Origin of the sequence: Oryzifoliimicrobium ureilyticum (genome assembly GCF_037199735.1) — a bacterium.
Lineage (GTDB): Bacteria > Pseudomonadota > Alphaproteobacteria > Rhizobiales > Rhizobiaceae > Rhizobium > Rhizobium ureilyticus.
In genome coordinates this window covers 117,697-141,864 of sequence record NZ_JBBBVQ010000013.1, presented here as the reverse complement: position 1 = coordinate 141,864, position 24,168 = coordinate 117,697, and the positions used below count along the sequence as shown (strand labels likewise).

21 protein-coding genes are annotated in these 24,168 nt (G+C 58.4%); 14 read left to right on the top strand and 7 right to left on the bottom strand.

All coding sequences use genetic code 11. The features are described from left to right. Nucleotides 1-12: 12 nt before the first annotated feature. From VQ830_RS18070 to VQ830_RS18060, 3 genes are all read left to right on the top strand, one after another. Nucleotides 13-1,608 carry an ABC transporter substrate-binding protein gene (locus VQ830_RS18070; protein ID WP_337269544.1) on the top strand — a complete coding sequence of 532 codons (1,596 nt, stop codon included), beginning with the start codon at nt 13-15 and terminating at the stop codon, nt 1,606-1,608. Nucleotides 1,609-1,782: 174 nt separating this feature from the next. Next, complete coding sequence (locus tag VQ830_RS18065) at nt 1,783-2,859, top strand: S-methyl thiohydantoin desulfurase family protein (RefSeq protein WP_337269543.1); 1,077 nt, start codon at nt 1,783-1,785, stop codon at nt 2,857-2,859. Next, on the top strand, nt 2,856-4,394 hold the full coding sequence (locus VQ830_RS18060) for a hydantoinase/oxoprolinase N-terminal domain-containing protein (RefSeq protein ID WP_337269542.1): 1,539 nt from the start codon (nt 2,856-2,858) through the stop codon (nt 4,392-4,394). Before VQ830_RS18065 ends, VQ830_RS18060 begins: the two co-directional genes overlap by 4 nt. Before the next feature lie 429 nt (nt 4,395-4,823). On the opposite strand, the gene VQ830_RS18055 is transcribed toward VQ830_RS18060, so the two are convergent. From VQ830_RS18055 to VQ830_RS18035, 5 genes are read right to left on the bottom strand one after another with little or no spacing between them, the layout of a single operon-like run. After that, nucleotides 4,824-6,284 (bottom strand): aldo/keto reductase, encoded by a 1,461-nt coding sequence (locus VQ830_RS18055; protein ID WP_337269541.1) that lies wholly within the window; start codon nt 6,282-6,284, stop codon nt 4,824-4,826. A 4-nt stretch (nt 6,285-6,288) separates the two neighbouring features. After that, nucleotides 6,289-7,260, bottom strand: a complete 972-nt coding sequence (locus VQ830_RS18050; protein WP_337269540.1) for a branched-chain amino acid ABC transporter permease — start codon at nt 7,258-7,260, stop codon at nt 6,289-6,291. After that, entirely contained in the window at nt 7,257-8,168 is a 912-nt protein-coding gene (locus VQ830_RS18045) for a branched-chain amino acid ABC transporter permease (RefSeq protein WP_337269539.1), read from the bottom strand. The genes VQ830_RS18050 and VQ830_RS18045 overlap by 4 nt, the downstream gene beginning before the upstream one ends. Next, the gene (locus VQ830_RS18040; protein ID WP_337269538.1) at nt 8,165-8,908 is read right to left on the bottom strand and encodes an ABC transporter ATP-binding protein; all 744 of its coding nucleotides are present in this window, start codon (nt 8,906-8,908) and stop codon (nt 8,165-8,167) included. Before VQ830_RS18040 ends, VQ830_RS18045 begins: the two co-directional genes overlap by 4 nt. Continuing rightward, entirely contained in the window at nt 8,905-9,714 is an 810-nt protein-coding gene (locus VQ830_RS18035) for an ABC transporter ATP-binding protein (RefSeq protein ID WP_337269537.1), read from the bottom strand. Before VQ830_RS18035 ends, VQ830_RS18040 begins: the two co-directional genes overlap by 4 nt. Nucleotides 9,715-9,826: 112 nt before the next feature. Between VQ830_RS18035 and VQ830_RS18030 the strand changes: the two genes are divergently transcribed. The 11 genes from VQ830_RS18030 (at nt 9,827) to VQ830_RS17980 (ending at nt 21,348) form a co-directional block, all read left to right on the top strand. Beyond that, entirely contained in the window at nt 9,827-10,576 is a 750-nt protein-coding gene (locus tag VQ830_RS18030) for a GntR family transcriptional regulator (protein ID WP_337269536.1), read from the top strand. Beyond that, entirely contained in the window at nt 10,569-10,919 is a 351-nt protein-coding gene (locus tag VQ830_RS18025; RefSeq protein ID WP_337269535.1) for a TIGR04076 family protein, read from the top strand. Before VQ830_RS18030 ends, VQ830_RS18025 begins: the two co-directional genes overlap by 8 nt. Before the next feature lie 10 nt (nt 10,920-10,929). Continuing rightward, complete coding sequence (locus tag VQ830_RS18020) at nt 10,930-11,976, top strand: aldo/keto reductase (protein ID WP_337269534.1); 1,047 nt, start codon at nt 10,930-10,932, stop codon at nt 11,974-11,976. A gap of 1 nt (nt 11,977) precedes the next feature. Next, nucleotides 11,978-13,237 (top strand): ABC transporter substrate-binding protein, encoded by a 1,260-nt coding sequence (locus tag VQ830_RS18015; RefSeq protein WP_337269533.1) that lies wholly within the window; start codon nt 11,978-11,980, stop codon nt 13,235-13,237. Nucleotides 13,238-13,522: 285 nt separating this feature from the next. After that, nucleotides 13,523-14,659, top strand: a complete 1,137-nt coding sequence (locus VQ830_RS18010) for a transporter substrate-binding protein (protein ID WP_337269532.1) — start codon at nt 13,523-13,525, stop codon at nt 14,657-14,659. Further along, complete coding sequence (locus VQ830_RS18005; RefSeq protein WP_337269531.1) at nt 14,656-15,237, top strand: ANTAR domain-containing response regulator; 582 nt, start codon at nt 14,656-14,658, stop codon at nt 15,235-15,237. Before VQ830_RS18010 ends, VQ830_RS18005 begins: the two co-directional genes overlap by 4 nt. After that, complete coding sequence (locus tag VQ830_RS18000; protein WP_337269530.1) at nt 15,237-16,085, top strand: ABC transporter permease; 849 nt, start codon at nt 15,237-15,239, stop codon at nt 16,083-16,085. The genes VQ830_RS18005 and VQ830_RS18000 overlap by 1 nt, the downstream gene beginning before the upstream one ends. Then, the gene (locus VQ830_RS17995) at nt 16,085-17,005 is read left to right on the top strand and encodes an ABC transporter permease (protein WP_337269529.1); all 921 of its coding nucleotides are present in this window, start codon (nt 16,085-16,087) and stop codon (nt 17,003-17,005) included. The genes VQ830_RS18000 and VQ830_RS17995 overlap by 1 nt, the downstream gene beginning before the upstream one ends. Nucleotides 17,006-17,034: 29 nt before the next feature. Continuing rightward, nucleotides 17,035-18,654, top strand: coding sequence for an ABC transporter substrate-binding protein (locus VQ830_RS17990; protein ID WP_337269528.1), 1,620 nt, complete (start codon nt 17,035-17,037; stop codon nt 18,652-18,654). A gap of 82 nt (nt 18,655-18,736) precedes the next feature. Then, nucleotides 18,737-19,681 (top strand): acetamidase/formamidase family protein, encoded by a 945-nt coding sequence (locus VQ830_RS17985; RefSeq protein WP_337269527.1) that lies wholly within the window; start codon nt 18,737-18,739, stop codon nt 19,679-19,681. Next, a complete protein-coding gene (locus VQ830_RS17980) occupies nt 19,678-21,348 on the top strand; it encodes an ABC transporter ATP-binding protein (protein ID WP_337269526.1) in 1,671 nt (556 codons plus the stop codon). Before VQ830_RS17985 ends, VQ830_RS17980 begins: the two co-directional genes overlap by 4 nt. 161 nt (nt 21,349-21,509) lie before the next feature. Here VQ830_RS17980 and VQ830_RS17975 read toward each other — a convergent pair whose 3' ends face one another. Together VQ830_RS17975 and VQ830_RS17970 are read right to left on the bottom strand one after the other, a co-directional pair. After that, on the bottom strand, nt 21,510-21,980 hold the full coding sequence (locus VQ830_RS17975) for an MDR/zinc-dependent alcohol dehydrogenase-like family protein (protein ID WP_337269525.1): 471 nt from the start codon (nt 21,978-21,980) through the stop codon (nt 21,510-21,512). A gap of 753 nt (nt 21,981-22,733) precedes the next feature. Then, nucleotides 22,734-23,975 carry an acyl-CoA dehydrogenase family protein gene (locus VQ830_RS17970; protein ID WP_337269524.1) on the bottom strand — a complete coding sequence of 414 codons (1,242 nt, stop codon included), beginning with the start codon at nt 23,973-23,975 and terminating at the stop codon, nt 22,734-22,736. Between the last annotated feature and the right edge of the window lie 193 nt (nt 23,976-24,168).

The following is a 24,168-nucleotide window of genomic DNA, read 5'->3' as shown; positions in this document are numbered from 1 at the left end:
GGAGAACTGCGCATGAAAATAAATTCCCTGAAGTCTCATCTTGCAATGCTTGCCCTTGGCAGTGCGCTTGCCCTGACGGGCACCGCTACCATCTCACACGCCGACGACAAGGTGTCGATTGCCGTCAACACGATGCAGATTTTTTCTTCGCTCGACCCTGCGAAGGTGACGGATTACACGGGCTACATGGCAATCGTGAACATGTATGACGGCCTCACCACTGTAAGCCCAGATGGTCAAATCATCCCGCATGTCGCCAAGTCTTGGGATATTTCGGCCGACAGCCTTACCTACACGTTCCACCTGCGCGACGACGTGAAATTCCAGGACGGCACGCAGGTCAAGGCTTCAGACTATATCTGGTCAATCCAGCGCTTAATCGGAATCAACAAGGGCCCGTCGAACCTTATTGTCGGACTTATCAAGCCAGAAAACATCACGGCTGCCGACGATAAGACGGTTACGATCAAGCTTGAGCGCCCATTCGCGCCCTTCATGTCCGTGACACCGCTTCTCATGGCCCTTAACAAAGCCCTGATCGAAAAGAACGCAAAGCCGGAAGACAAGTGGGGCGAAAGCTATGTCGGGGAGAATTCTGCCGGCTCTGGTCCATACAAGCTCGTCAGCTATAACCGTTCGGCCGATATGGTGATTGACCGTAACCCCGATTACTTCCTCGGTTGGACCAAGGGCAAGCCTATAGACGAAGTGCGTTTCGTCCAGACAAGCGACGATGCAACCGTCAAGGCCCTGGCAGAAAAAGGCGAACTCGGCCTTTCGTCGCACGGTCTCGGCAACGACACCTATGAAACACTCGGCAAGATGAAGGGCTACAAGCTCATCCAGACTCGCACTGCCGGCGGTTTCGTCATCAAGCTTAACACCAAGGTCTACCCAACGGACGATATCCACGTACGCCGTGCAATCGCCTATGCAACCGACTACAAGACCATCCACGAAGTGATCTACCCAGGCGACGACATGTTGGGCCCACTCTCGACCGCCTTCAAGGATGCCCACAACGACGATATTAAGCCGGGCGTCTTTGATTTGGAAAAGGCAAAGGAAGAGCTTGCCAAGTCGAAATATGCCGGCCAGAAGATCACGCTCGTCAACAGCTACGTCGCTTCGCTGGCCTTTGAAGCTGAAGTTGCTCTGATGATGCAGGCCAATCTGGAGCAAATCGGCATCACGCTCGACATCAAGCCGGAGCCGTGGAACCGCATTGTTGAACTGTCGTCCAAACCGGAAACAACGCCTGCTTCGACGCAGGTCAACGTTTCGCCTAGCTACCCCTCACCAGACTCGATGTTCTACAATCAATATCACACGAAGGCTTCGGGCACTTGGTGGTCGATGGAATGGCTGCAGAACGCCGAAGTCGATGCGCTGATCGACGAGTCTCGTGCCACGACGGACGTCAAGGCACAGAACGAGATCTACAAGGAAATCCAGACGAAGATCACAGATCTGCAGCCGGATATCTTTGCGGTTTCGCCGACCCGTCGCTATGCCGCAAACACGTGCCTGCAGGGTTACCAGTTTATCCCAATGCAGAGCTGGGATCTGAACTTCTCCAACTTTTACTGGGACTGCAAGGCGAACTAAGCTTCTCGGCCTCCCATATCGATCCGCCTCAAGGCGGGTCGATCCTTGCCATTCATGCCGCCGAGCAAGGCTATGGGCCCCTCGGCTGCATTTCCTCGCAAAAGACCAGATGAAGCGCAGCCCGCAAAAAAAAGCAGGCGGCCTGCCGCGTTTCCCACGCCCGAGGTTATACTGATGCTTCAGGACTTTCCGGAAGAAAATATCGAGCCACTCGCAACTGGGGCATGGATCCTCGGCACCGGCGGCGGCGGCAATCCTTATATCTCGACGCTTAATCTGCGCCGCCTCTACGCCGAAGGCCGCCGCGTTCAGGTGATTGACCCGATGGCCCTTGAAGACGATGACATGGTTGCCGTCGTGTCCAAAATGGGCGCACCGCTCGTTGGCCAGGAGCGCCTGAGCGATCCGGTGCATCTGGCTCGCGCCGTTGAAGTTATGGAGGATTATCTTGGCAAGCCTTTCCGCGCCGTCATGAGTGTCGAAATCGGCGGCTCGAACGCGCTTTCTTCCTTTCTCGCAGCTGCGATGCTTGATCGGCCAGTCGTTAATGCCGATGCGATGGGTCGCGCTTATCCGGAAGCTCAGATGACGTCGTTTGCAATTGGCAACCTGCCCATGTTCCCCCTGTCGCTGGTCGACATCCGCGATAACGAGGTGATTGTCACCCGTGCCGCTTCATGGAAGTGGATGGAGCGCATCTCGCGTAAGGTATGCACCGAGGTCGGCTCAACGGCTGCCACCTGCAAAGCCCCTCGCACCGGCCGCGAAGTGAAGGACTGGGGCATCCATTACACCGTGACGAAGGCGACAGACCTCGGTCGTCTCGTCATTGAGGCCCGCGCCCGCCACGACGATCCAGTAAAGGCCATTCTCGATCATGAAGGTGGCCAACAGCTATTCCGGGGCAAGGTAATCGACGTTGCTCGCGAAACGACCGGCGGCTTCCTGCGCGGCAAGACAGTCATAGAAGGTATTGATGGCGATCGCGGCTCTCGCATGGAGCTTGCCTTCCAAAACGAATGGGCTGTCGCCTTTCGCGATGGCGAGCCGGTCGCCATGACGCCGGATCTGATCTGCCTTTTAGATACTGTCTCCGGTGGCGCGATCGGCACCGAGTCCGTTCGCTATGGCCAACGTGTGACTGTCATCGCACTTCCCGCCCCGGTGCTTCTGACGACGCCAGCAGGTGTCGAGGCAGTCGGCCCCCGGGCCTTTGGTTACAACATAGACTTCAAATCGGTATTCGCATGAAACGCATTGGTATTGACGTTGGCGGCACCAACACGGATGCCGTTCTGATTGACGGGAACACGATCCTCTCGTCCGTCAAGGTTCCCACCTCACAGGACGTGATGTCGGGGGTAAAGGCAGCACTTGCGCATGTTAGAGGGGCGATCCGTCCAGGCGATAAGCAGATCGACGCCGTCATGATCGGCACCACGCATTTCACCAATGCCGTCGTCGAACGTGCGCGTCTTGAACGGGTGGCGGCCATCCGAATCGCGCTGCCGAGCGGCTCCTCGCTGCCGCCGATGTGCGACTGGCCGAACGATCTGCGCGAGGCAGTTGATCCGCTAGTTTTTATGGTGCATGGCGGCCACGAGTATGACGGCAGCCCCCTTGTTCCGATGGTTCCTGACGAGATCCGCGATGCCGCAATGAAAATCCGCGACGCCGGCATTATGTCGATTGCCATTTCCGCGACCTTCTCGCCGCTAACAATGGAGTGCGAAGTCACAGCTGCCGAGATCGTCCGCTCAGTTATTCCCGAAGCCCGTATCACTCTCTCGCATACGCTCGGCCGAATTGGTCTGCTGGAACGCGAGAATGTTGCACTCCTCAATGCCGCCCTGCAATCGCTTGGCAAGACGACTGTCGAAGCCTTTGCCATTGCGCTGAGGCAGGCAGGTATCACTGCGCCATTCTTCCTGACGCAGAACGATGGCACCGTGGCGTTGGCCGATGTCGCCGCTGCCAATCCCGTGCACAGTTTTGCCTCCGGCCCGACGAATTCGATGCGTGGCGCTGCCTTTCTTTCCGCCCTTAACGACGCAATGGTCGTCGATGTCGGCGGCACGACATCGGATATCGGCTGCCTCGTTGGCGGCTTTCCGCGCGAGGCAAACAATATTGTCCATGTCGGCGGCGTGCGCACGTTATTTCGAATGCCCGATCTGCTCCCAATCGCGCTTGGCGGGGGAACTATAATTGATCCCCAAACGGGAAAGATCGGGCCGCGCTCGGTTGGATACCGCATCCTAAATGAAGCCCGCGTTTTCGGCGGCGAGACGTTGACAACGTCCGACGTTGCAGTGGCTGCGGGTCTGATTGATATGGGTGACCGCGATAGGGTGAAGGATCTCGATCCAGCCCTCGTCACCGCAAGTCTTGCTCGCATCCGTGAGATGGTGACCGACAGCTTCGATCAGATGAAGACCTCGGCTGAGGACGTACCGCTGATTGCAGTCGGCGGCGGTGCTTTTCTCATCCCCGACAGGATCGCTGGCGCTTCGGAAGTGCTCCGTGTTGAGAAGGCCGGGGTCGCTAATGCGCTTGGCGCTGCCATGGCACAGGTATCGGGAGAGGTTGATAGGGTGTTTTCAGGCGTCAGCCGCGACGAAGCCATGGCCGCCGCGGAGAAAGAGGCGCAGAATGCAGCCATTGCATCGGGTGCCGGCCGCAGCAGCCTCCAGACCCTGGAAGTGGAAGACATTCCGATCGCATATTTGCCCGGAGACGCTCGGCGGGTCCGCGTGCGGGTGATCGGCGATATAGCCTTCCATTGACATTACTCCGGTTCATAGGGATCGGGGGTTAGACCGGCCCTTTGAAAAGTGCTTTGAAGATCGGGCTCGCAGTTTACGTTTGCGAGAGGCGGTCCTGTAAAGGTCGGCACCCGTCGCAGCCGGTGTTTTGAAGAGCTTGATCTTGCATTGGCCGGCAGTGCCGATCTGGCCTCAAATCAGGACTATGGATACATCCAAAAAGAGCGTCGGTTGAAAGGAGGCTGGTGAAAGACGCACGATGGTGTGCGTCGCAATGAACCGGCACCAAAGAGCGTCGGAATAGAAGGTCTTTAAGCCGTCGATGCTAACATGGCGGAACTGGCGCTGACGAAGTTTCTGGGTCAGTCAAAGACGGCCAATTTGTTGATGATGACCCCTCGCAACCGCTGCGATTATCCACAAAGGTCAAACTCAGCAGGATACGTCAATTCAGTCGCACACTGCTTCCGCCTCAATTTCCACCTCGTAGTTTCCAATCAGGTTTCCGGCCTCGATGAGCGTATTGGCAGGCAGAGTGGTTGAAAAGGCGCGGCCGTGGGCGCGGGAGACTGGTTCCCATTGGTTTGCATCGCGAAGATAGATACGGGTGCGGACCACGTCGTCCATGCTGCCGCCAAGGGCGGAAATGGACGCTGCGATCTTGTCGAGAATATAAGTGGCCTGCGCACCGGCATCGCCGGGTGCAACGCAGCGGTCCGCGCCATGGGTCGCAGTGGTGCCGGAGACGAGGATGCGGTCGCCGACCCGCACTGCGCGGCTGTAGCCGGCAATCGGCTCCCAGATACTGCCCGACGATACGCGCGAACGACCCGGCCTGCCGGGCACTGGAACGGCGGTGTAGATCGATGGGATAGCGTCCAGATGGTGGCTGAGGTCGCCCGATGCCGTCAAGAACGGCGGCTTGCGGTACTCGTCGCCGCAGTCGCCGGGTATGGGTTGCGTTGCCGCAAAGGCCAAATTGAGAACTGCATGGTCTTCTTTGTCCAGCGCGAAGGAGAAAACCTTAAGATTGTCATCGCGATGCTCGTTTTCCCCGATCCTCGCCCCGACAATGGTGGCCGCGACCGCCGGGTGTTCGAGAACCCATCGGCTGGCAATATTCGAGATAGATACTTTATGCTTGGCAGCAATGCCGGAGGCTGCGCGCAAAATCCCCTGAAACGCATCCCAGCCGCCGGCGGTATCGATGAAGCGTTTGTACTTCGAGCGGCTCCAGTCCGGAATGCTCATGGGCTCGGGCTGGTCAAGCCATTTCTCGGAGAGGAACCCGCCGCAAAGCGTGCCATAGGCCAACAGCTTGACACCGTTTTTGGCGCAAAGATCCGACAAAGTTCCCGCCGCCCGGCGATCGACCAATGAGAATGAAACTTGATTGGTGGCGATCTCGATGCCATCGGCGAGCGCCAGCGCCAAGTGCCCGGCATCAAAATTGGTAAGCCCTATCGCTCCGATGAGGCCCTCGTCTCTCAAACGCTGCATTTCGTGCAGAGCGTCCAGCCAGGCCGGATGTTCGAAGCTCCACCAATGGAACTGAAGCAGATCGACTTTCTCGACGCCGAGCCGGACCAGACGTTCCTCGACCCCGCGACGCACCACATCCGCGGTCATTGGACCCGGTTCAGGACACCACTTGGTAAAGGCAACCGGTCTGGCGCTGCCATCATACCGCGCCAGAAGGCGGCCGGTGATCAGCTCAGCCGATCCGTAATGGTCCGCCATGTCGAAGGTGTCGAACCCGTTGCGCGCGTAAGCATCAAGCGCATCGGCGCCTTGATCGGGGTCAATGATCGTGCCGTTTTTCTCTATGTCAGCCACCTGCCAGAGCCCGCAGACGAGGCGACTGATGGAGAGGTCCTTGGTCAGGGCAATACGATCGGGGCGTTGCGGCATGGTTTTATTCCTTGGGTGGTTCCGGGTACTTGCGCCTTTGCGATGTCAGCGCATTTGAGGCGCCAAGAATACCGCGAGGGCGCAGAAGGAGGATGAGGCAAAGCCCGAGCCCGATCATAACGATTTGGAGGGATGCGGCACGCGCCTGCTGCTCCGGCGGAATGAAGCTGGAAACGGCGGCGGCCGATAGCGCCCACAGACCCCAGACAAGCACTGCACCGAGAATTGCCCCGCGATTGTTGCCTGAGCCGCCAACGATCAGCATCGCCCAGACCTGGAAGGTCAGGATCGGAAGGTAATTGTCCGGGGCAATGAAGCCGATGAAGTGGGCTTGTGCAGCGCCAGCCAGCCCCATAATGCCGCCGCCTATAGTGAAGGCTTGGAGCCGGAAGCGGATCGGCCGCTTGCCGAGTGCCTGTGCCGCCGCTTCATCCTCGCGGATTGCTCGCAACACCCGACCCCAGGGACTTTTCGCCAGATGCTGGAGGGCGAGATACAGCGCCAAGACGACAGCGGCCATGAGCGCGAGATTGGAAAGGCCGAAAGCGAGCGGATCGCCTGCCAGATTGCCGAATGGACGCGGAATGAAACCGATACCGAAGGCGCCGCCGGTGAGCGGCTGCAGGTTGAGCACGCAAAGCTGCACGGTGACGGCGACGCCGAAGGTGGCGATAGCAAGGTAATCAGACCTAAGCCTGATCGTCAGCGCCCCGACCAGCCATGCGGCAAGGCCAGCGACGAGAGCACCTCCCATCCAGCCGATGGCGATTGGAAGATCGAAGCCGCCGACGCGATCGGCCGCGTCCGGTGTTGTCAGCAAGGCAGATACATAAGCGCCAATTGCCACAAAGGCTGCAATGCCGACGTTGAACAAGCCGGTCTGGCCCCATTGCACATTGAGGCCGAGACACATGATGGCATAGGTCAGTGCCATTGTCAGAAAGAAGGCGGCGTAGGCGATCAGGTCTAGGCTCATGCTGACCTCCCAAACAGGCCGCGTGGACGAACGAGAAGAACTGCAACGAGAATGATGAAGGAGACGGCTGCACGCCACTCTGCACCGACAAGCTGCACGGCGGCCGCTTCCGATACACCGACGATCAAGCCAGCAATCATCGCACCCGGCACGCTGCCGATGCCGCCGAGGATCGCCGCGGCAAACAGAGGCAGGAGCAAGTCGTGTCCAAGATATGGGCGGATCTGAACCAGCAAGCCGGTCATGATGCCGGCGATACAGGCAAGCGCTGCACCCACGAACCAGACCACGCGGATCACCCGGCGCACATCAACGCCGGCAATCCCCGCAAGAGCCGGGTTTTCGCTGACGGCCCGCATTGATCGGCCGATGTCGGTGCGGGTCATGAGAAGGTGAATAGCGATGACGGCAACGAGCGAGACGCCAAGCGACAGAAGCTGATCCGGCGTGGCCCTTAATCCGCCACCGATGCGCACGGCGATCTGCAGTGCCTTGGTGTAGTAGGCGGGTTTCGAGGTAAAGATGAACTCAAGTAAACTGCGCAGGGCGAGCGATGCCCCAAAACTTGCCATCACGAGAATGATGACGGGGCTGCCGCGCGTCCTCAGGCGACCGAACAGGACAGCATCGACCGCAAGGGCAAGGACGCCGGTGAGGATAATGGCGAGGATGGCTGATATCGGTAAGGACCAGCCAAAGGAGAACGGCCCGAGCGGCTTCGTCAGCGTGGTGGAGAAAAGGCCGAGACCGCTGCTGATTGCCAGCGCCAGATATGCCCCCCAGGATAGCAGCTCGCCGTGGGCGAAATTGGCAAAACGCAGGATCGCATAGGTAAGGGTCACACCAATGGCACCGAGGCCGATCAACGCGCCAGCAAAGAGGCCATCTAACAGGAATTGAGGATTCATAGCTGTGGAACCTCATGCGGCTGCGATGTTCCGAGATAGAGCTTGGCGATCAGTGGATCGCCGAGCAGGGAAGACGCTTCGCCCTCATGGCCGATCTTGCCTTCGACCAGAATGACGGCGCGGCTGGCGATGGCAAGTGCCGCCTTGACGTTCTGCTCCACCAAAATAACCGTGACGCCGCTGGCATTTATCTCCTGCAGCATCGCAAAGATCTCCGCCACGATCTTCGGTGAAAGGCCTGCAGAAGGTTCATCGAGAATGAGCACGGGGGGATCGACAATCAAGGCTCGCGCGACCGCCAGCATCTGGCGCTGTCCGCCGGAAAGCGCGCCCGCCAGCCGCCAGGGCTTCGTCGCGAGATCGGGAAAGCGGCGATAGAGAGCGGCGATCTTTTCCGCTCGTAGGTGTTTCGGCAAAACGGCCGCTGCAAGCTGCAAATTTTCGTGAATGGAAAGCGTCGCAAAGATGTTTTCCGTCTGCGGCACGAAGGCAAGGCCCTCACTGATCTTGCGATGGGTCGCAACGCGCGTGATGTCGCGCTCCGCCAGGAAGATGCCGCCGGAATGCACGGGCACGACACCAGCGATTGCCTTGACGAATGTCGACTTGCCAGCACCGTTGGGACCAAGGAGCACCAGCAACTCACCGCTCGCTACGGAAAGGTCAACGCCGCGCACAATCGGCAGATCGGGTTCATATCCCGCGACCAGCGCCTCTGTTCGAAGGGCAGGAAGCATCATGCCGCGGCCCCAAGGTAGGCCTCGATCACAGCGGCATTGGCGGCAACATCGGCCGGCGTGCCTTCAGCGAGCGGCTTGCCCAGCGCCATGGCGACGACGCGAGAGCAGAGCCTGGAAACCATGTCCATGTTGTGCTCGATCAGCAGAATGGACTTGCCCTGCCTGTTGAGGTCAATGACACGTTCCATGATGGTTTCGAGCAATGCGGGGTTGACGCCAGCTGCCGGCTCATCGAGCAGGATGGCGCGAGGGTCGGCCATCAGGATACGAGCCAGTTCCAAGAGCTTGCGCTGGCCGCCGGAGAGCACCTTTGCAGGTTGGGTCTCAAGGCCCGAAAGGGTAACAAACTCCAGCAGCGCCCGCGCCTTGTCGATCGCCTGTTTTTCCTGTCGCCGGACGTGGCCGACACGCAAGAAGTTCGCGAAAAGCTTCTCGCCATCCTGCTGCTGTGCGCCTGTCAGCACATTTTCCAGAACAGTCATTTCGAGGAATGGTTTCGGAATCTGGAAAGTCCGACCCACGCCGCGACCGATGCGCCGCTCGGGGCTCTCTTGTGACACGTCGAGCCCTGCAATCCATATTTCGCCCGATGTCGGCTTGAGGCTGCCGGCGATCAGGTTGAACAGTGTCGTCTTGCCCGCTCCATTCGGTCCGATAAGCCCCAGCATCTCGCCCGCTGCAAGTTTCAGCGACATGCCCGCGACAGCCGAAACACCGTCGAATTTTTTAACAAGATCGCGTGCATCGATCACGGCTCCGGTGTCGAGCGCGTGGTTTATTGATGCAGCTGACGCGGAGGGAGGCATGAAAGAAAGAAGTCTCTTGATTTGATTGATGATGTTTGATCAAACTTTACTGCATGGAGAAAAGCAACCGAAAAGTGACCGCACATGGGTTGGATGGGATGGCCGTCCTGTTATGAGGAAAGTGTCTGATAGTTCTGCCGGCTTTGATCGTGACGATGCGCTATCGCCCGTCGGTCGCGAGACCCTTCAGGATCGCGTCTATGCGCAACTGCGCAATTCGCTGATCAATGGCATGTTCGATGCCGGCGACGTCCTGCGTATTGTCGATCTTGCGGCTCGGCTGCAGACCAGCACGATGCCGGTGCGCGAGGCGCTTGGACGCTTGGTATCCGAGCAGGCGCTCGAGTCCTTGCCCAACCGGTCGGTGCGCGTACCGCTCATCACCCGTGAGCGTCTCGACGATCTTGCCCGCGCCCGTATTCTGATTGAGGGAGAAATGGTGGCTTTGGCTTTGCCAAACCTGACCACGCACGACTTTGCTATCCTCAAGCAAACCAACGTCGATTGCGACCTGGCCTTCGAGCAGCATGGCAAGGATATCGGCCATGTCACTTCGGCGCTCAATCAGCGCTTTCACTTCCACATTTATCGGGCCGCACGTTCACCGGTTCTCATTCCAATCATCGAAAGCCTTTGGCTGCAATCGGGCGCGATCATTCGCAAGGCGGCGCATATTCATGATGAACAGGGTGGCCTGGCGGCGACAAATCATCATTGGGCGCTGATCGATGCACTGGAAGCGCGCGATATGCAACGCGCGGTTCAGTCGCTATCCAATGATATCGGCCGATCTTTCGATCTCATCCGCGGTCGGCTGAATGGAGAACGTGACGATGCAGCAAAGGCAATAGCCCATGGTTGATCCGGTGGACGACGGCTTCGACCTTTTCGATTTGCGCGTGGATGTGATCATTCCTGAGGGCGGCGCGGTCTATTGCGGTGCAAAGCCCGGCGATCATTTCTTGCTGCAAGGTGAGATGCTGTATCTGCCGCCCGGACAGGGCATCTCCATATACTCGCTGTCTTCAGTTCTGCCGCTTTTGGCTGCCAAGCAGCGCCCGATTCACCGAAACGACTGGATGACGACAGATGCCGACATCGCCTGCCCAGATCCGAATTGTTCGACCCGGCTGAGGATTACCCGGATGGATCTGCGCCGTTTTAGCCATGCCGCGACAACAGCGGTTCCCTTGATTGATGAATAGGCCAGCAGACATGCAACGTATCGCAATCACCCCCGGTTACGAAATATCCCGCGTCATTCGTGGTGGCTGGCAGCTGGCAGGGGGCCATGGTGCAATCGACGCCGAGAGCGCGATAGAGGATATGATCGCCTTTGCCGATGCCGGCATCACCACGTTCGATTGCGCCGACATTTACACCGGGGTGGAAGAACTGATCGGTCGCTTCCGTCTCACCTATGCGAACCTCCGCGGTAAAGAGGCCCTATCGGCCATCCGCGTGCACACTAAGTTCGTTCCTGATCTCGCAGTTCTGCCGACGATCAGCAAAGCCTATGTCGAAGGCGTCATCGATACCTCGCGCAAACGGCTCAATCTCGATTGTCTCGATCTCGTGCAGTTCCACTGGTGGGCCTACGACATACCGGGCTGGTTGGAGACGGCTGGCTGGTTGAAGGAGCTGCAACAGGCCGGCAAGATCGGCAAGATCAGCGGCACCAATTTTGACACTGATCATATCGAGGCGATCATTGCGTCGGGTGTGCCGTTTACCTCGCTGCAGCTGCAATATTCGCTGCTCGACCGGCGCCCGGAAAAGCAGATGGTACGGCTTGCCACCGAGAAGAATTTCGCGCTGTTCTGCTACGGAACTGTAGCCGGCGGCTTCCTCGGAGATCGCTGGCTGGGGCAGCCAGAGCCGGAGCATCCGCTCGAAAACCGCTCGCTCACCAAATACAAGCTGATCATCGACGATTTTGGAGGCTGGGATCTTTTCCAGGCGCTGCTTTCGACGCTGCGGGCGATTGCCGACCGGCATCAGGTGGATATTGCAACCGTCGCCAGTGCGGCGATGCTGACCAGGCCCGGCGTCGCCGCGGTCATTGTCGGCGCCCGCAACCGCAATCACCTTCAATCCAATCTCGCCATCGCGAACATCAAGCTGACCAAAGCGGATCTGGCGGAGATCGAAGCAATCTTAAGCCAAGGCAATCCGCTTGAGGGGGACGTTTATACGCTGGAACGAGACCGCGAGGGTCGCCACGGCAGCATCATGAAATACAATCTCAACAAAGGGGAATAACATGGGAACGAAGTTTTTGCTGTCTGCTGCCTTTGCGGCACTTGCGGCGTCCACAGCGCCGGCTTTCGCAGCCGACTGCAACATCACCGTTGGCCTTGTCATGGAGTTGACGGGACCAGCCGGCGAGTACGGCAAGGCGGGTGCAAAATCCGTGGAGATGGCTTTCCGAGACTTCAACGACGCCGGTGGCGTCAATGGCTGCAAAGTCGTGACCGATACACGCGACAGCCAAAGCCAAGGCAATGTCGCTGTCGATCAGGCGACACAGCTCGTCAACATCAAGAAGGTCCCGGTTATCATCGGGGGCATTATTTCGTCGGTTTCTATCCCGATCCTCACCTCGGTCACCGCACCGGCCGGCGTCGTGCAGGTCTCGCCAGCATCGTCCTCGCCGACGCTGACCGAGCTCGGTCGCCAAGGCAAGACCAACGGCGTGTTCTTCCGCACAATCACGTCGGACGCGCTGCAAGGAACGGCCGCTGCCAAATATGCGATGGATCAGGGCCTGAAGAAGATTGCGATCATTAATGTCAACAATGACTTCGGCGTCAATCTGGTGAAGGAATTCACCGCTGCCTACACGAAGCTTGGCGGCACGATCACCTCAACCACGCCTTATAACGAAAAGCAGTCGAGCTATGCATCGGAAGCCAGTGCCGCCATGGCGGGCGAGCCCGACGCGCTTTATCTTGTCAGTACGCCAGTTGACGGTGCAACGATCGCGCGCGCCTGGATTTCCGGCGGCGGCAAGCAGACGTTCCTTTTGAACGACGGCATGAATTCCAAGGACTTTATCGAAAGCGTCGGCGCGCAATATCTGGAAAACGCCTTCGGCACCTCGTCCGGTACCAGCCCGACACCATCGACCGAATATTTCAATGCCAACTTCGAAGCTTTTTCGGGCGGCATTTCGCCATCGGCTCCGGCCGCCGACCGCTCGTATGATGCCGGTGCGATCGTTGCGCTTGCCATTGCTAAGGCGGGCAAGGCGGACGCCGCCGCCATCAAGGCGGCGATACCGGAAGTGGTGGCAGAAGGCGGAACGCCGATCCATGCCGGTAAAGAAGAGTTTGCCAAGGCTTTGCAACTCATCAAGGACGGCAAGCCTGTGAAGTACGAAGGTGTCATCGGCCCTGTCAGCTTTGATCAATACGGCGATATCACCGGCCCATTTCGCTTATGGAAAATCACCAATGGCGAGGTAACAACGGTCGGCGAATTGAGCGCAGAAAAGGTCAACGAGATTAAGACTGCGAAGTAAGCGAAAAGGCTCCGGAATCTGCCTGGGGCCTATTCACCTGCGTTAACCGCCGTCGCCGGCTGGCGGCTGTCACGCGTGGTGAGATCGACAAACGGTCCCTTACTATTCTTCTAGGGGCATTCGGCGCTTGACAAATCCCCTCTGCCTCTCTTTTATGCAAGCCTGAAGATTAGGCATTCTGTCTGCCGCTCATCAAATGACTTCGTTTGTCGAAGGGCAATATCGCCCCACAACGCCCCGGTCAGCCGGGAACCGCGTTGTGGGATTTTTTGTGTTTGGACGCTGATGCAAGACGTAACGAAAATTGGGATCCTCTATTCGACAACCGGACCTTACGGCGCCATGGGGCGTGATGGATGGGCGGGGGCCGAATTCGCTTTGCATGACTGGGTTGCTGCTGGAGGAACAGGCATCGAGCTGGAATTTGTCGACGCACATGCGAATCTAAGTGATTATTTGGTGGGCGCACGAAGCCTGATCCGCGATCGTGGTTGCCGCAACATTGTTGGCACGATCACGTCATCTGCACGCAAAGAGGTTATTCCGCTCGTCGAAAAGCATGATGGCCTTCTCTGGTATATGTGCCCCTACGAAGGGTTCGAAGCCAACGAGAATGTCATTTATCTCGGCGGATGCCCGAACCAGCATTTGATCCCTCTGCTCGATCATCTCGTGCCGCGGCATGGAAACCGGCCCTATCTGCTGGGTGCCAATTACGTTTGGGGCTGGGAAATGAACCGGCTCGCCCGAGAGCTGATCACCAAGGCTGGCGGCCAGATCCTCGGTGAGCGGTACCTTCCGCTGGAAGAGACGGCCGTGGAGCGCATTATCGCCGACATCGCAGAAAAGCGTCCGAGCTTCATTCTCAACAATCTCATCGGCCCATCCAGTTATGCCTTTCTCGCAGCCCTGCGTCGCCTCGGCGAACGGGATCCTGCTTTTCTGCCGGAGAACTGCCCGGTCGCGAGCTGCGACCTGACGGAATGCGAACTTTTGGATATCGAACCAGGCGCCGCCGTCGGCCAGCTTTGCGCACTTCCTTACTTTGATAGTCTTGATCACCCTGGCAACAGAGCTTTCAAGGCGCGCATTCAGGCATGGCGGCCGGAGTTCACTCACATTTCCAGTATCTTCGCCGGCGCCTATGCTGCGGTGACCCTATGCATGAATGCCATTGCGGTCTGTGGCAGCGACGACCCAATCTTGCTGCGCCGAACGCTGGTCTCGCGTGCCTGGCCATCCGTTCTTGGTGATATTGTCATCGATAAGGCGACTCATCATTCTTCACTGCCGTTTCATCTGGGGCGGATCACTGCAGATGCAGGCTTTGATGTCATAGCCTCGCGTCCGGCTATTGCCGCAGACCCCTATCTCACTGGAGATCGTTCGCGTCAGGCGCCGTTCTTGCGGGTGGTATCATGATCAACACGCCAAATTTCGCCGGCTGGCGCGCGATCATTCTAGCCGAAGAGGACAGCAATATCGATCGGCTGCGACGCCAACTTATGCTTCTCGGCGTTACGGCAACGCTGCAATGGTTGCCTCTGTCGATAGATGATTTGCCGGATCTTGTGGTCGTGGATGCTGACCGGGGGTGGGATGAATTGCTTCCCTGGCCGGATGGCAAGCCTGCCCGCCCTGTCGTTGCTCTGCTCGGATCAGAAGCGCCTGGCCGCATCGCATGGGCGATCGGTTGCGGAGCCAGTGCGCTGATCCCCAAACCAGTTTCGGTTTCGACCATCTATCCCGCGCTGGTATTGGCGGTCGCCTCTCATCTGCAGCGCTCGGAAGCCGATGCGCGTGTAGCAAGGCTCGAAGAGCGCCTCCGACTGCGACCCGTGGTTTTTGCGGCCATCAACCGGCTGAAGAGCGAACGTCAGATCGACGACGAGGAGGCTTATCGTTTGTTACGTGAGCGCGCGATGGACAGGCGCATGCCCCTGGAACAGCTCGCCGCTTTGTTTGTCGGCGGCTCGAATGCTCTGAAGGATGTCGGTTGATGCGTGTTCTCAAGGAAATCTGTCGGCAGCCACTGGCGCTCTTCGGTCTTGTCATCGTCGTCGCTGTCATCGTCCTGGCGCTGGCAGCCCCGCTTATTGCACCTTTCAATCCGGACGAGCAGATGTTCGATGGCTTGACCCTTGAAGGCGCGCCGATGCCGCCCGGTCATCAATTTCTGCTCGGAACAGATACGCTCGGCCGCGATCTCCTGTCGCGCATGTTGTTCGGTGCGCGCACGTCGCTCATCGTCGGCCTCGTCGCCAATGGCATTGCCGTTGGCATCGGTCTGTTCGTCGGCACCATCGCCGGCTATCTGCGAGGCTGGGCGGGTAATCTCCTGATGCGCTTTACGGACCTGATGATGGCGTTTCCCGCGCTTTTGCTAGCCATCGTCCTTGCTGCACTCCTGAAGCCCAGCCTGTGGATCGTCGCGATGGTCATTGCCCTCGTCAATTGGGTTCAGGTTGCACGCATCGTCTATACCGAGACGTGCGGACTTGTGGAACGCGACTTCATCCTTGCAGAGCGATCGCTCGGCGCTGGCCACGGGCGTATCCTTCTGCTGCACATCCTACCCCATCTGATGCCAACGGCGATCGTCTGGGGCACTCTCGGCATCGCAACGACGGTTCTCTTGGAAGCCACACTGTCATTCCTGGGTATCGGTGTGCAACCACCGGATCCTTCTTGGGGCAACATCATCTTTGAAAGTCAGAGCTATTTTCAGGCTGCGCCTTGGCTCGTATTCTTTCCAGGCGCCCTGATCCTTCTGACTGCGCTTGCCTTCAATCTTGTCGGCGATGCTCTTCGTGACATTCTCGATCCGACGCAGCGCGGGAGGGGGTGATGATCGCCATTCTTGCCAAACGGCTATGCCAGTCCGCTCTTATCTTGCTTGGTGTCGCCGCAATCACCTTCGTGTTGCTCTATGCCCTGCCTGCCGATCCTGCGCGCATGATTGCCGGCCGCAGTGCAACGGCGCAAACCGTTGCGAATATCCGCCACGAACTCGGTCTCGACCAGCCGCTTCTTGTTCAGTTCATTCACTATATTGGCGATCTCTTGAGAGGTGACCTTGGCCGCTCGTACGCGCAGAAAACGCAAGTTACGACGCTGATCGCAGCGCGGCTTCCGGCTACTTTGACCCTCATGGCGGCAGGTATTTTTGTCGAAGTCCTCATCGGCGTTACCCTCGGAACATTGGCAGCGCTCAATCGCGGCGCATTTGTTGATCGCGCCGTTATGACAACCGCTTTTGTCGGTGTCTCCGCACCGCAATTCGTCGTTGCCTTGCTGCTGCTTTATGTTTTCGCCGCCACCCTCGGCTGGTTTCCGATGTCCGGCTACGGCACACCCTTTCATGTCGTCCTCCCGGCGGCCACACTCGGCCTGCTCGGGGCGGGCTGGTACGCACGTATGGTTCGCTCAGCGGTCGTCGATGTCCTCAATCAGGACTATGTCCGGACCGCGCGTGCCAAGGGCCTGTCTCAACGCCGCATCATTTTGCGCCATGTTCTTCCCAATGCAGTTCTTCCCATCATCGCGATGATCGGCATTGATATCGGCCAGTTCATGGGCGGTGTTGTGGTGGTGGAAGCCGTCTATGGCTGGCCAGGGATCGGACAGCTCGCCTGGCAGGCCATTCAGCAAGTCGATATCCCGATCATCATGGGCGTTACACTCACCTCCGCCCTTGCCATCATCATCGGCAATCTGCTCGCCGATCTTCTGGCGCCGGTCATCGACCCGCGCATTCGTTCGAACTGAAGCTTACCGATCAATAAAGGGGAACAAACATGATCAGACGCATGCTTCTCAGCACAACTGCAGCAGCGTTTATTGCGCTAATGCCGCTTGCGGCCGGCGCCCAATCGGCGCCCGCCCAGGGAGGCGATATCGTCGTCACGTACAAGGACGATATTACAACTCTTGATCCGGCGATCGGCTATGACTGGGTGAACTGGTCGATGATCAAGAGCCTATTTTCTCGCCTCGTCGATTACGAACCGGGTACGGCGAAGATTATCCCTTCGCTTGCTGAGAGCTTCACGGTTTCGCCCGACGGGCTTACTTACGAATTTAAGCTACGCAAAGGCGTCAAATTCTCGAACGGGCGTACTGTGGTCGCATCGGATGTCAAATATTCGATCGAACGCGCCGTCAATCCGAAGACGCAAGGCCCAGGCGCCGGATTCTTCGGCGCAATTGCAGGTTTTGCCGACATGACCGCCGGCAAGGCCGAGACGCTTTCCGGCATTGAAACCCCCGATGACGGCACGGTCGTTTTCAAGCTGTCGCGCCCGGATGCTACATTCCTGCATGTCCTGGCGATTAACTTTGCCTCCATCGTGCCGAAAGAGGCCGTTGAAGCTGCAGGTGGAGATTTCGGCAAAAAGCCGGTGGGTTCCGGTACCTTTATCCTGAAGGACTGGACGATCGGTCAGCAGCTGGTTTTCGAGCGCAACAAGGATTACTTCATCAAGGACATGCCGCACGTCGACAGCTTCAAGGTTCAGGTCGGCCAAGATCCGCTGGTTGCCTTGCTGCGCCTTCAGAAAGGCGAGGTGGATATTGCGGGTGACGGTATTCCACCGGCCAAGTTCCTGGAAATCAAGAACTCCCCTGAAGGCTCTCAGATGATCGTCGATGGTGCGCAACTGCACACCGGCTACGTGACGCTGAACACCAAGATCAAGCCCTTTGACAACGTCAAGGTTCGGCAGGCCATCAACATGGCCGTCAACAAGGAACGTATCACGCGGATCCTGAATGGCCGAGCAACGCCAGCGAACCAGCCGCTTCCGCCGCTGATGCCAGGCTACGACAAGCAGTTCAAAGGTTATCCTTACGATGTTGCGAAGGCCAAGGCATTGCTTGCAGAGGCTGGATATGCGGATGGCTTTGAGACGGTGCTTTATTCCACCAATACCGACCCGCAGCCGCGCATTGCGCAAGCCATTCAGCAGGATTTGGCCGCAATCGGCGTCAAGGCCGAGGTCCGTGCGCTTGCCCAGGGGAATGTGATTGCCGCTGGCGGCACAGAGGGCGAAGCACCGATGATTTGGTCTGGAGGCATGGCCTGGATTGCCGATTTTCCCGATCCATCCAACTTCTACGGTCCCATTCTCGGTTGCGCCGGCGCTGTCCAAGGCGGCTGGAACTGGTCGTGGTACTGCAATCCAGCGCTGGACAAGCGGGCGGTCGAAGCCGACTCCATGTCTGATCCATCCAAGGTCGAAGAGCGCCAGGCAACCTGGGAAAAAATCTTCACCGATATCATGGCTGACGCTCCGTGGGTGCCGGTAATCAATGAACGTCGCGTAGTGGCAAAATCAGTGCGCATGGGCGGACCGGACAACATCTATATCGATCCAACCCGCGTGATCAATTACGACGCTATCTTCGTAAAGCCGTAAGAATGCCTGTCGTGCCTCCCCCGTATCAGGATGCGGGGGAGGGTGTCCATGAAGAGAATATCCAAACCGCCGAGGCATTGCCATGTGTGTCGCTTGCAATCATACCATTCATAGCGTCCAGCATAATTTTGGCTGGAACCGCGATTTCCCGCCAGCTCTCGTGGCTAAGCCCGGAGAGACGATATTATTCGAGTGCCTGGATTCTTCGGGCGGTCAGCTCGGTTCAGACGCCACACTCGATACCCTAGCCAATCTTGACTTCGGCAAGATCAATCCCGTCTCCGGTCCCGTTTATGTAGAAGGCGCTCAACCGGGCGATGCGCTAAAAGTCACGCTCCGGAAGTTTCACCCTTGTGGTTATGGATGGACGGCTAATATCCCGGGTTTCGGTCTGCTTGCCGACCAATTCAAGGAACCCGCTCTGCATGTTTGGAGCTATGACACCGCTTCGATGGCGCCATCGGCGTTTGGGCCGGGCGGGCGAGTACCCCTGAAACCATTTACCGGCACGATCGGCGTCGCTCCGGCGGAACCCGGTCTGCATTCCGTGGTGCCGCCTCGCCGCGTCGGTGGCAACATGGATATAAGGGATCTGACAGCCGGGGTGACGCTTTATCTTCCCGTTGAGGTCGAAGGAGCCTTGTTTTCTGTCGGCGATACGCACGCCGCCCAAGGCGATGGCGAAGTCTGCGGCACGGCGATCGAAAGCCAGATGAATGTTGAGCTGACACTGGATTTGATTAAAGGCGCCAATCTCAAGAGCCCCCGGTTTACGACGCATGAACCCGTGACACGCCATCTAGACGGTGCGGGTTATGAAGTGACGACCGGGATTGGTCCGGACCTGATGACGGGTGCGCGGGAGGCCGTCATGCGCATGATCGACCTTTTGGTCAGCGATCACGGCATGAGCCCCGTCGATGCCTATATGCTTTGCTCGGTTTGCGGCGACCTTCGTATCAGCGAAATCGTCGATATGCCGAATTGGGTGGTGTCTTTTTACTTCCCGAGAATTGTCTTTTCATGACAAACGCGTTGCCAAATCCCGCTAGCGTCCTATCGGTTCGCGATCTGTCGATTGATGCCCGCACGCCGAGTGGCCTGAAGCGTATTCTTGAAGGAATAAGTTTTGATCTGAATGCGGAGGAAACCCTCTGCCTGGCGGGTGAGTCCGGTTCTGGAAAGTCGGTTACCTCCCTTGCGATCATGGGTCTCTTGCCGAAGGGTTCGCTAAGGGTTGCCTCTGGCGAGATCAGGCTCGCAGATCGAGATCTGCTGCGTCTTCCCGAAAAGGCGATGCGGCAGATCCGCGGTGCGGATGTCGCCATGATCTTCCAGGAGCCAATGACGTCGCTCAATCCGGTCATCAGTATCGGTGCCCAGCTTATCGAAGCAATCCGGGAGCACCAGGAAGCGGATAACGCGGAAGCGGTGGCGAAACGCATGCTGGACGCCGTTCATATCAGCGATCCTGTCAAGCGAATGACGCAATATCCCCACGAACTATCTGGCGGGATGCGCCAACGCGTTATGATTGCCATGGCCCTTTCGTGCCAGCCAAAGGTGCTGATCGCCGACGAGCCGACCACCGCTCTCGATGTGACGGTTCAAGCGCAGATCCTCACACTCATGCGCGAGTTGAAAAAAGAGTTTGGGACCTCGATTGTCATGATCACCCATGACATGGGGGTCGTCGCTGAGATGGCCGATCGCGTTGTCATCATGCAGAACGGCCGAATGGTTGAGGAAGGTGCGGTGCTCGATATCTTTCACCGCCCGAAAGCCGCTTACACACGAGATTTGCTGGCGGCAGCCCCGCGTCTTGGCGCATACGCCGGCACCGATGCGCCGCCACGCGTGTCGGCGGCCCCACTGAGGCCACTGGCGCCCAGCCCCGTGCTGGAGGTTTCAGATCTGACCGTAACGTATGCCGGGAAAACTGCTTGGTTCGGGCGGGCGGGCGAAGTCGTGCCGACGATCCAGAACATCAGTTTCCGTCTCGAGGCCGGTCAGACGCTGGGCCTTGTTGGAGAAAGCGGCTCGGGAAAATCGACGACGGGCAAAGCGGTTCTTGGGCTTATACCCTTCAAAGGCAGCGTACGGATAGACGGGCGGGAGATTTCGGGTCTGTCTTCTCGGGCTATGCAGCCCATTCGCCGCGCCGCTCAGATGATCTTCCAAGACCCCTATGCCTCGCTTGATCCGCGTATGAGCATCGGTGCCGCTATCGCCGAACCCTTGGTGATCCATCACATCGGCAATGCGGGGGAACGTCGCGACAGGGTGGAGGCTCTTCTAAAACGGGTCGGTCTGACGCCAGATGCAGCCGAACGATATCCGCATGAGTTCTCCGGCGGCCAACGACAGCGCATCTGCATCGCGCGAGCGCTCGCGCTCGAACCAAAGCTGATCGTGGCGGATGAGAGTGTTGCTGCATTGGATGTTTCGGTGCGCGCCCGCGTTCTCGACCTCATGCTCGAGTTGCAAGAACAGATGGGCCTTGCCTATCTATTTATATCCCATGACATGGCCGTGATCGAAAAAATGGCTCACAACGTTGCAGTGATGCGCGGCGGCCAATTCGTGGAAACGGGCACTCGCCGCCAAGTCTTTGAGGAGCAGCGCGACGACTACACACGCAAACTGATCAGCGCCGTCCCCATTCCTGATCCGCAAGTCTACCGGCAGGGTTGATCCATCCGGACTGTCCGCCCGTCGTCAAGATTGCCGTGTATTGATGCGGCACCTCAGACACTTTGACGGAGCGATGTGTTGCCGCCCGCTAGATCTATTATGCAATTCTCGCTCCCGGCAGACAGCACTGTCGGGCCGATACCGCCGACGGCCATCGAAAGTCATCGGTTTGGGCGAAGGAGAAACTTCCCCGCCGTCGCCGATGCAGCGAAGCGCTCGATTGTCCCAGGCTGTAGCATCTCCGTCAGGTCGATTTCAGCGATGTAGTCGGTTTTAAATGTCGTCCTCAGCTCTGACACGACACGATTTCGCAGCACATCCGTCGCATCGGTTCCGATCTTCGCAAGATGCCAGCTCATCAACCAGCCTCCGACGCCCCATGCTGTCCCAATGTCCGCCCGTATTATTCGGTCACCTGGATTAAGCAGGCCATAAACGTAGACCTGTTTGTGGACCGGCGAACCATAGCGGCTGAAATCTGTCGCCTTTTTAACCTGAGCTAATTCCATGGCGCGAAGAATATCGGAGGCCATGGTCCCTCCGCCAATTGCATCAAAGGCGAGTGTTGCCCCCGTTAATTCGACGGCCTCAAGCAGTCGCGCGTCGAAATCCTCGCTTGACGAATCCACCACGTAGGTTGCCCCTTGGTCCTTCAGAATTCGGACTTGGGCTTGGCTCCGGACAATATTGACGAGGGGAATGCCGTCCTTCAGGCAAAACGCGGTTCAACATCTGGCCAACGCTCGACGCCGCTGCCGTGTGCACAAGAGCTCTATGATGCTCACGAACCATCGTGTCGATCATTGAAAGAACCGTGATCGGATTGATGCAGGCGGATGCTCCATCTAAGGGTGTCATGCCGTCCGGTAACAACAGGCAGTCCGAGGCTTTTGCGACCCGGTACTGAGAAAACATGCGGTCACGGAGGGCAACAGCTCGACCGATGAGATGCCTCGCACCGGGTCCAGCATCGATCACCGTTCCGGCTCCCTCGTTTCCGAGCGGAAGCGCTTGATCAAGTCTCGACGCAATAGCAAGCAACCGATCTGGCGACACTTTCCCCGTAACAAGCGGAAGGCCGCTTCTTTCTCCGCTCGAGAGTGAGCTTCGATCTGCCGGACCTAACAGCACCAGAACGTCGGCGGGATTGATCGGGGCGGCCTCAACGCGGATCAAGATTTCTCCTGGTCCAGGCGGCAGGATCTCTTGCCGTGTAAGGATGAGTTCCAACACCCCTGTCGACGTTATCGTTGACTGCAATTCGAGTCCTGACAAGGGCGAAATCATCTGTTTGTATCCAATCAATCAACCGGGTGATAGGGGCTGAGGTCGTCATAAAATGACCAGACGGTGACGTTGGCAATAGAGCCGACGACCTCGGCCAGTCAAAGTATCATGGTGGTAGGCGGCATGCCGAGCAGGACGCGACCGTGCAGTTCGGCGGCAGCATCCATGTCAAAGGCGACATGGCTGCTCATGACGCTGATATCGCGCAGAAGGCGCTGGAAGGGGTTGTCGTTGCGATAGATGCTCGATCCCGAACCGTCGGCGATCAGCCGCGCTGCGTCACGGCACAGCTGCGCCGCATAGGCGAACTCCATGCGCAGCCGCGCGCGTATCGGCATTTGCTCTCCGTTCGCCAGCGAGCTTGCCGCAAGGGCGCGCCGTGCCGCCGCGCGGATCAGTTGCTCCGCCGTGTCGATCATGACGTCGGCGCGCGCCAGCCGGACTTGGGCGGCGGCGTTTTCACCAAGCTGTCCCTGACGGCCCTTGACGATTCGGCTCGGTAGCGCCTCGCGGTAGAGATCAAGGAGGCCCATCGCCGCACCAAGAATGGGAACGACAGCGATGAAGGAGCTGAAGGGAATAGCAGGAAACCCGAAGATCGGCTCCTCATGGAAGCGGGAATACTCGTTGTGACCGGTAAACAGGGTGAGGTCGGTGAGGACCCGATGGTCAGGCACGAAGACGTCGTCGGCGATCACGTCGTTGCTGCCCGACGAAGCCAGGCCGGCGACATGCCAGGTATCGCGTGACGTTACCTCGCTCGCCCGAATGAGAGCAAGGCCCATCGGCGGCGGGGCCTCGGGGGTCGGCGGACCGAGCATCACGACGGCCACGACGTAATCGGCGTCCATGATTCCGCTGCCCCAGCTCCAAGACCCGCTGATCCTGTATCCGCATTCAACGCGTTTCGCCATACCCGGCGGCATGCTGACTTGCGGCGCGATGACGTAGCCTGATGTGCCCCAAACCTCTTGCTGTGCAGCTTCCGGAAAATGCGCAATGACCTGGTTATGACCGGCAACGAAACAGGCTGACCAAGCCGTGCCGGGATCGGCCTTGGCAAGTGGCAGCGCGGCATCGATGAAGGTATCGGGATCGGCACCCAGACCACCGAACGCGCGGGGCACAAAGAGGTAGAAGAAGCCGGAACGCCGGATCGCGCTCCAAACCTCGGGATCAGGCCGGCGCAGCCGCTCTGCATTGGCAGCGCGCTCACGCAGCAATGGCGCGATGGCCTCGGTGCGGGCTCTTAGCGTTGACGCATCAAGCGTAGCAACCTCGGCAGGGTCAAGGAAATCATCGCCTGCGGGAATACGAACTTTAAAATCGTGCTCGGTCACGGGCAGCTCCTGTTGATCAGATTTTGGTTGGTATCGGGTTTAAATTGGAGGCGTTGGGCACATCAACTCCCTATGGTCCGGATGTTACAGTCGTAGCCTTTTAGTGTGAGGGACCGGACAAAATTGGGGAGGGATCGCCATGGGCGCGTAACGCCTTAGAAAGGCTCGATCGTCGCCAAGAGCCAGAGACCAT

What these genes read in the sequence shown, in the direction of transcription:
- VQ830_RS18070 (WP_337269544.1), top strand. Translation starts at nt 13, where the DNA reads ATGAAAATAAATTCCCTGAAGTCTCATCTTGCAATGCTTGCCCTTGGC.
- VQ830_RS18065 (WP_337269543.1), top strand. Translation starts at nt 1,783, where the DNA reads ATGCTTCAGGACTTTCCGGAAGAAAATATCGAGCCACTCGCAACTGGG.
- VQ830_RS18060 (WP_337269542.1), top strand. Translation starts at nt 2,856, where the DNA reads ATGAAACGCATTGGTATTGACGTTGGCGGCACCAACACGGATGCCGTT.
- VQ830_RS18055 (WP_337269541.1), bottom strand. Translation starts at nt 6,284, where the DNA reads ATGCCGCAACGCCCCGATCGTATTGCCCTGACCAAGGACCTCTCCATC.
- VQ830_RS18050 (WP_337269540.1), bottom strand. Translation starts at nt 7,260, where the DNA reads ATGAGCCTAGACCTGATCGCCTACGCCGCCTTCTTTCTGACAATGGCA.
- VQ830_RS18045 (WP_337269539.1), bottom strand. Translation starts at nt 8,168, where the DNA reads ATGAATCCTCAATTCCTGTTAGATGGCCTCTTTGCTGGCGCGTTGATC.
- VQ830_RS18040 (WP_337269538.1), bottom strand. Translation starts at nt 8,908, where the DNA reads ATGATGCTTCCTGCCCTTCGAACAGAGGCGCTGGTCGCGGGATATGAA.
- VQ830_RS18035 (WP_337269537.1), bottom strand. Translation starts at nt 9,714, where the DNA reads ATGCCTCCCTCCGCGTCAGCTGCATCAATAAACCACGCGCTCGACACC.
- VQ830_RS18030 (WP_337269536.1), top strand. Translation starts at nt 9,827, where the DNA reads ATGAGGAAAGTGTCTGATAGTTCTGCCGGCTTTGATCGTGACGATGCG.
- VQ830_RS18025 (WP_337269535.1), top strand. Translation starts at nt 10,569, where the DNA reads ATGGTTGATCCGGTGGACGACGGCTTCGACCTTTTCGATTTGCGCGTG.
- VQ830_RS18020 (WP_337269534.1), top strand. Translation starts at nt 10,930, where the DNA reads ATGCAACGTATCGCAATCACCCCCGGTTACGAAATATCCCGCGTCATT.
- VQ830_RS18015 (WP_337269533.1), top strand. Translation starts at nt 11,978, where the DNA reads ATGGGAACGAAGTTTTTGCTGTCTGCTGCCTTTGCGGCACTTGCGGCG.
- VQ830_RS18010 (WP_337269532.1), top strand. Translation starts at nt 13,523, where the DNA reads ATGCAAGACGTAACGAAAATTGGGATCCTCTATTCGACAACCGGACCT.
- VQ830_RS18005 (WP_337269531.1), top strand. Translation starts at nt 14,656, where the DNA reads ATGATCAACACGCCAAATTTCGCCGGCTGGCGCGCGATCATTCTAGCC.
- VQ830_RS18000 (WP_337269530.1), top strand. Translation starts at nt 15,237, where the DNA reads ATGCGTGTTCTCAAGGAAATCTGTCGGCAGCCACTGGCGCTCTTCGGT.
- VQ830_RS17995 (WP_337269529.1), top strand. Translation starts at nt 16,085, where the DNA reads ATGATCGCCATTCTTGCCAAACGGCTATGCCAGTCCGCTCTTATCTTG.
- VQ830_RS17990 (WP_337269528.1), top strand. Translation starts at nt 17,035, where the DNA reads ATGATCAGACGCATGCTTCTCAGCACAACTGCAGCAGCGTTTATTGCG.
- VQ830_RS17985 (WP_337269527.1), top strand. Translation starts at nt 18,737, where the DNA reads ATGTGTGTCGCTTGCAATCATACCATTCATAGCGTCCAGCATAATTTT.
- VQ830_RS17980 (WP_337269526.1), top strand. Translation starts at nt 19,678, where the DNA reads ATGACAAACGCGTTGCCAAATCCCGCTAGCGTCCTATCGGTTCGCGAT.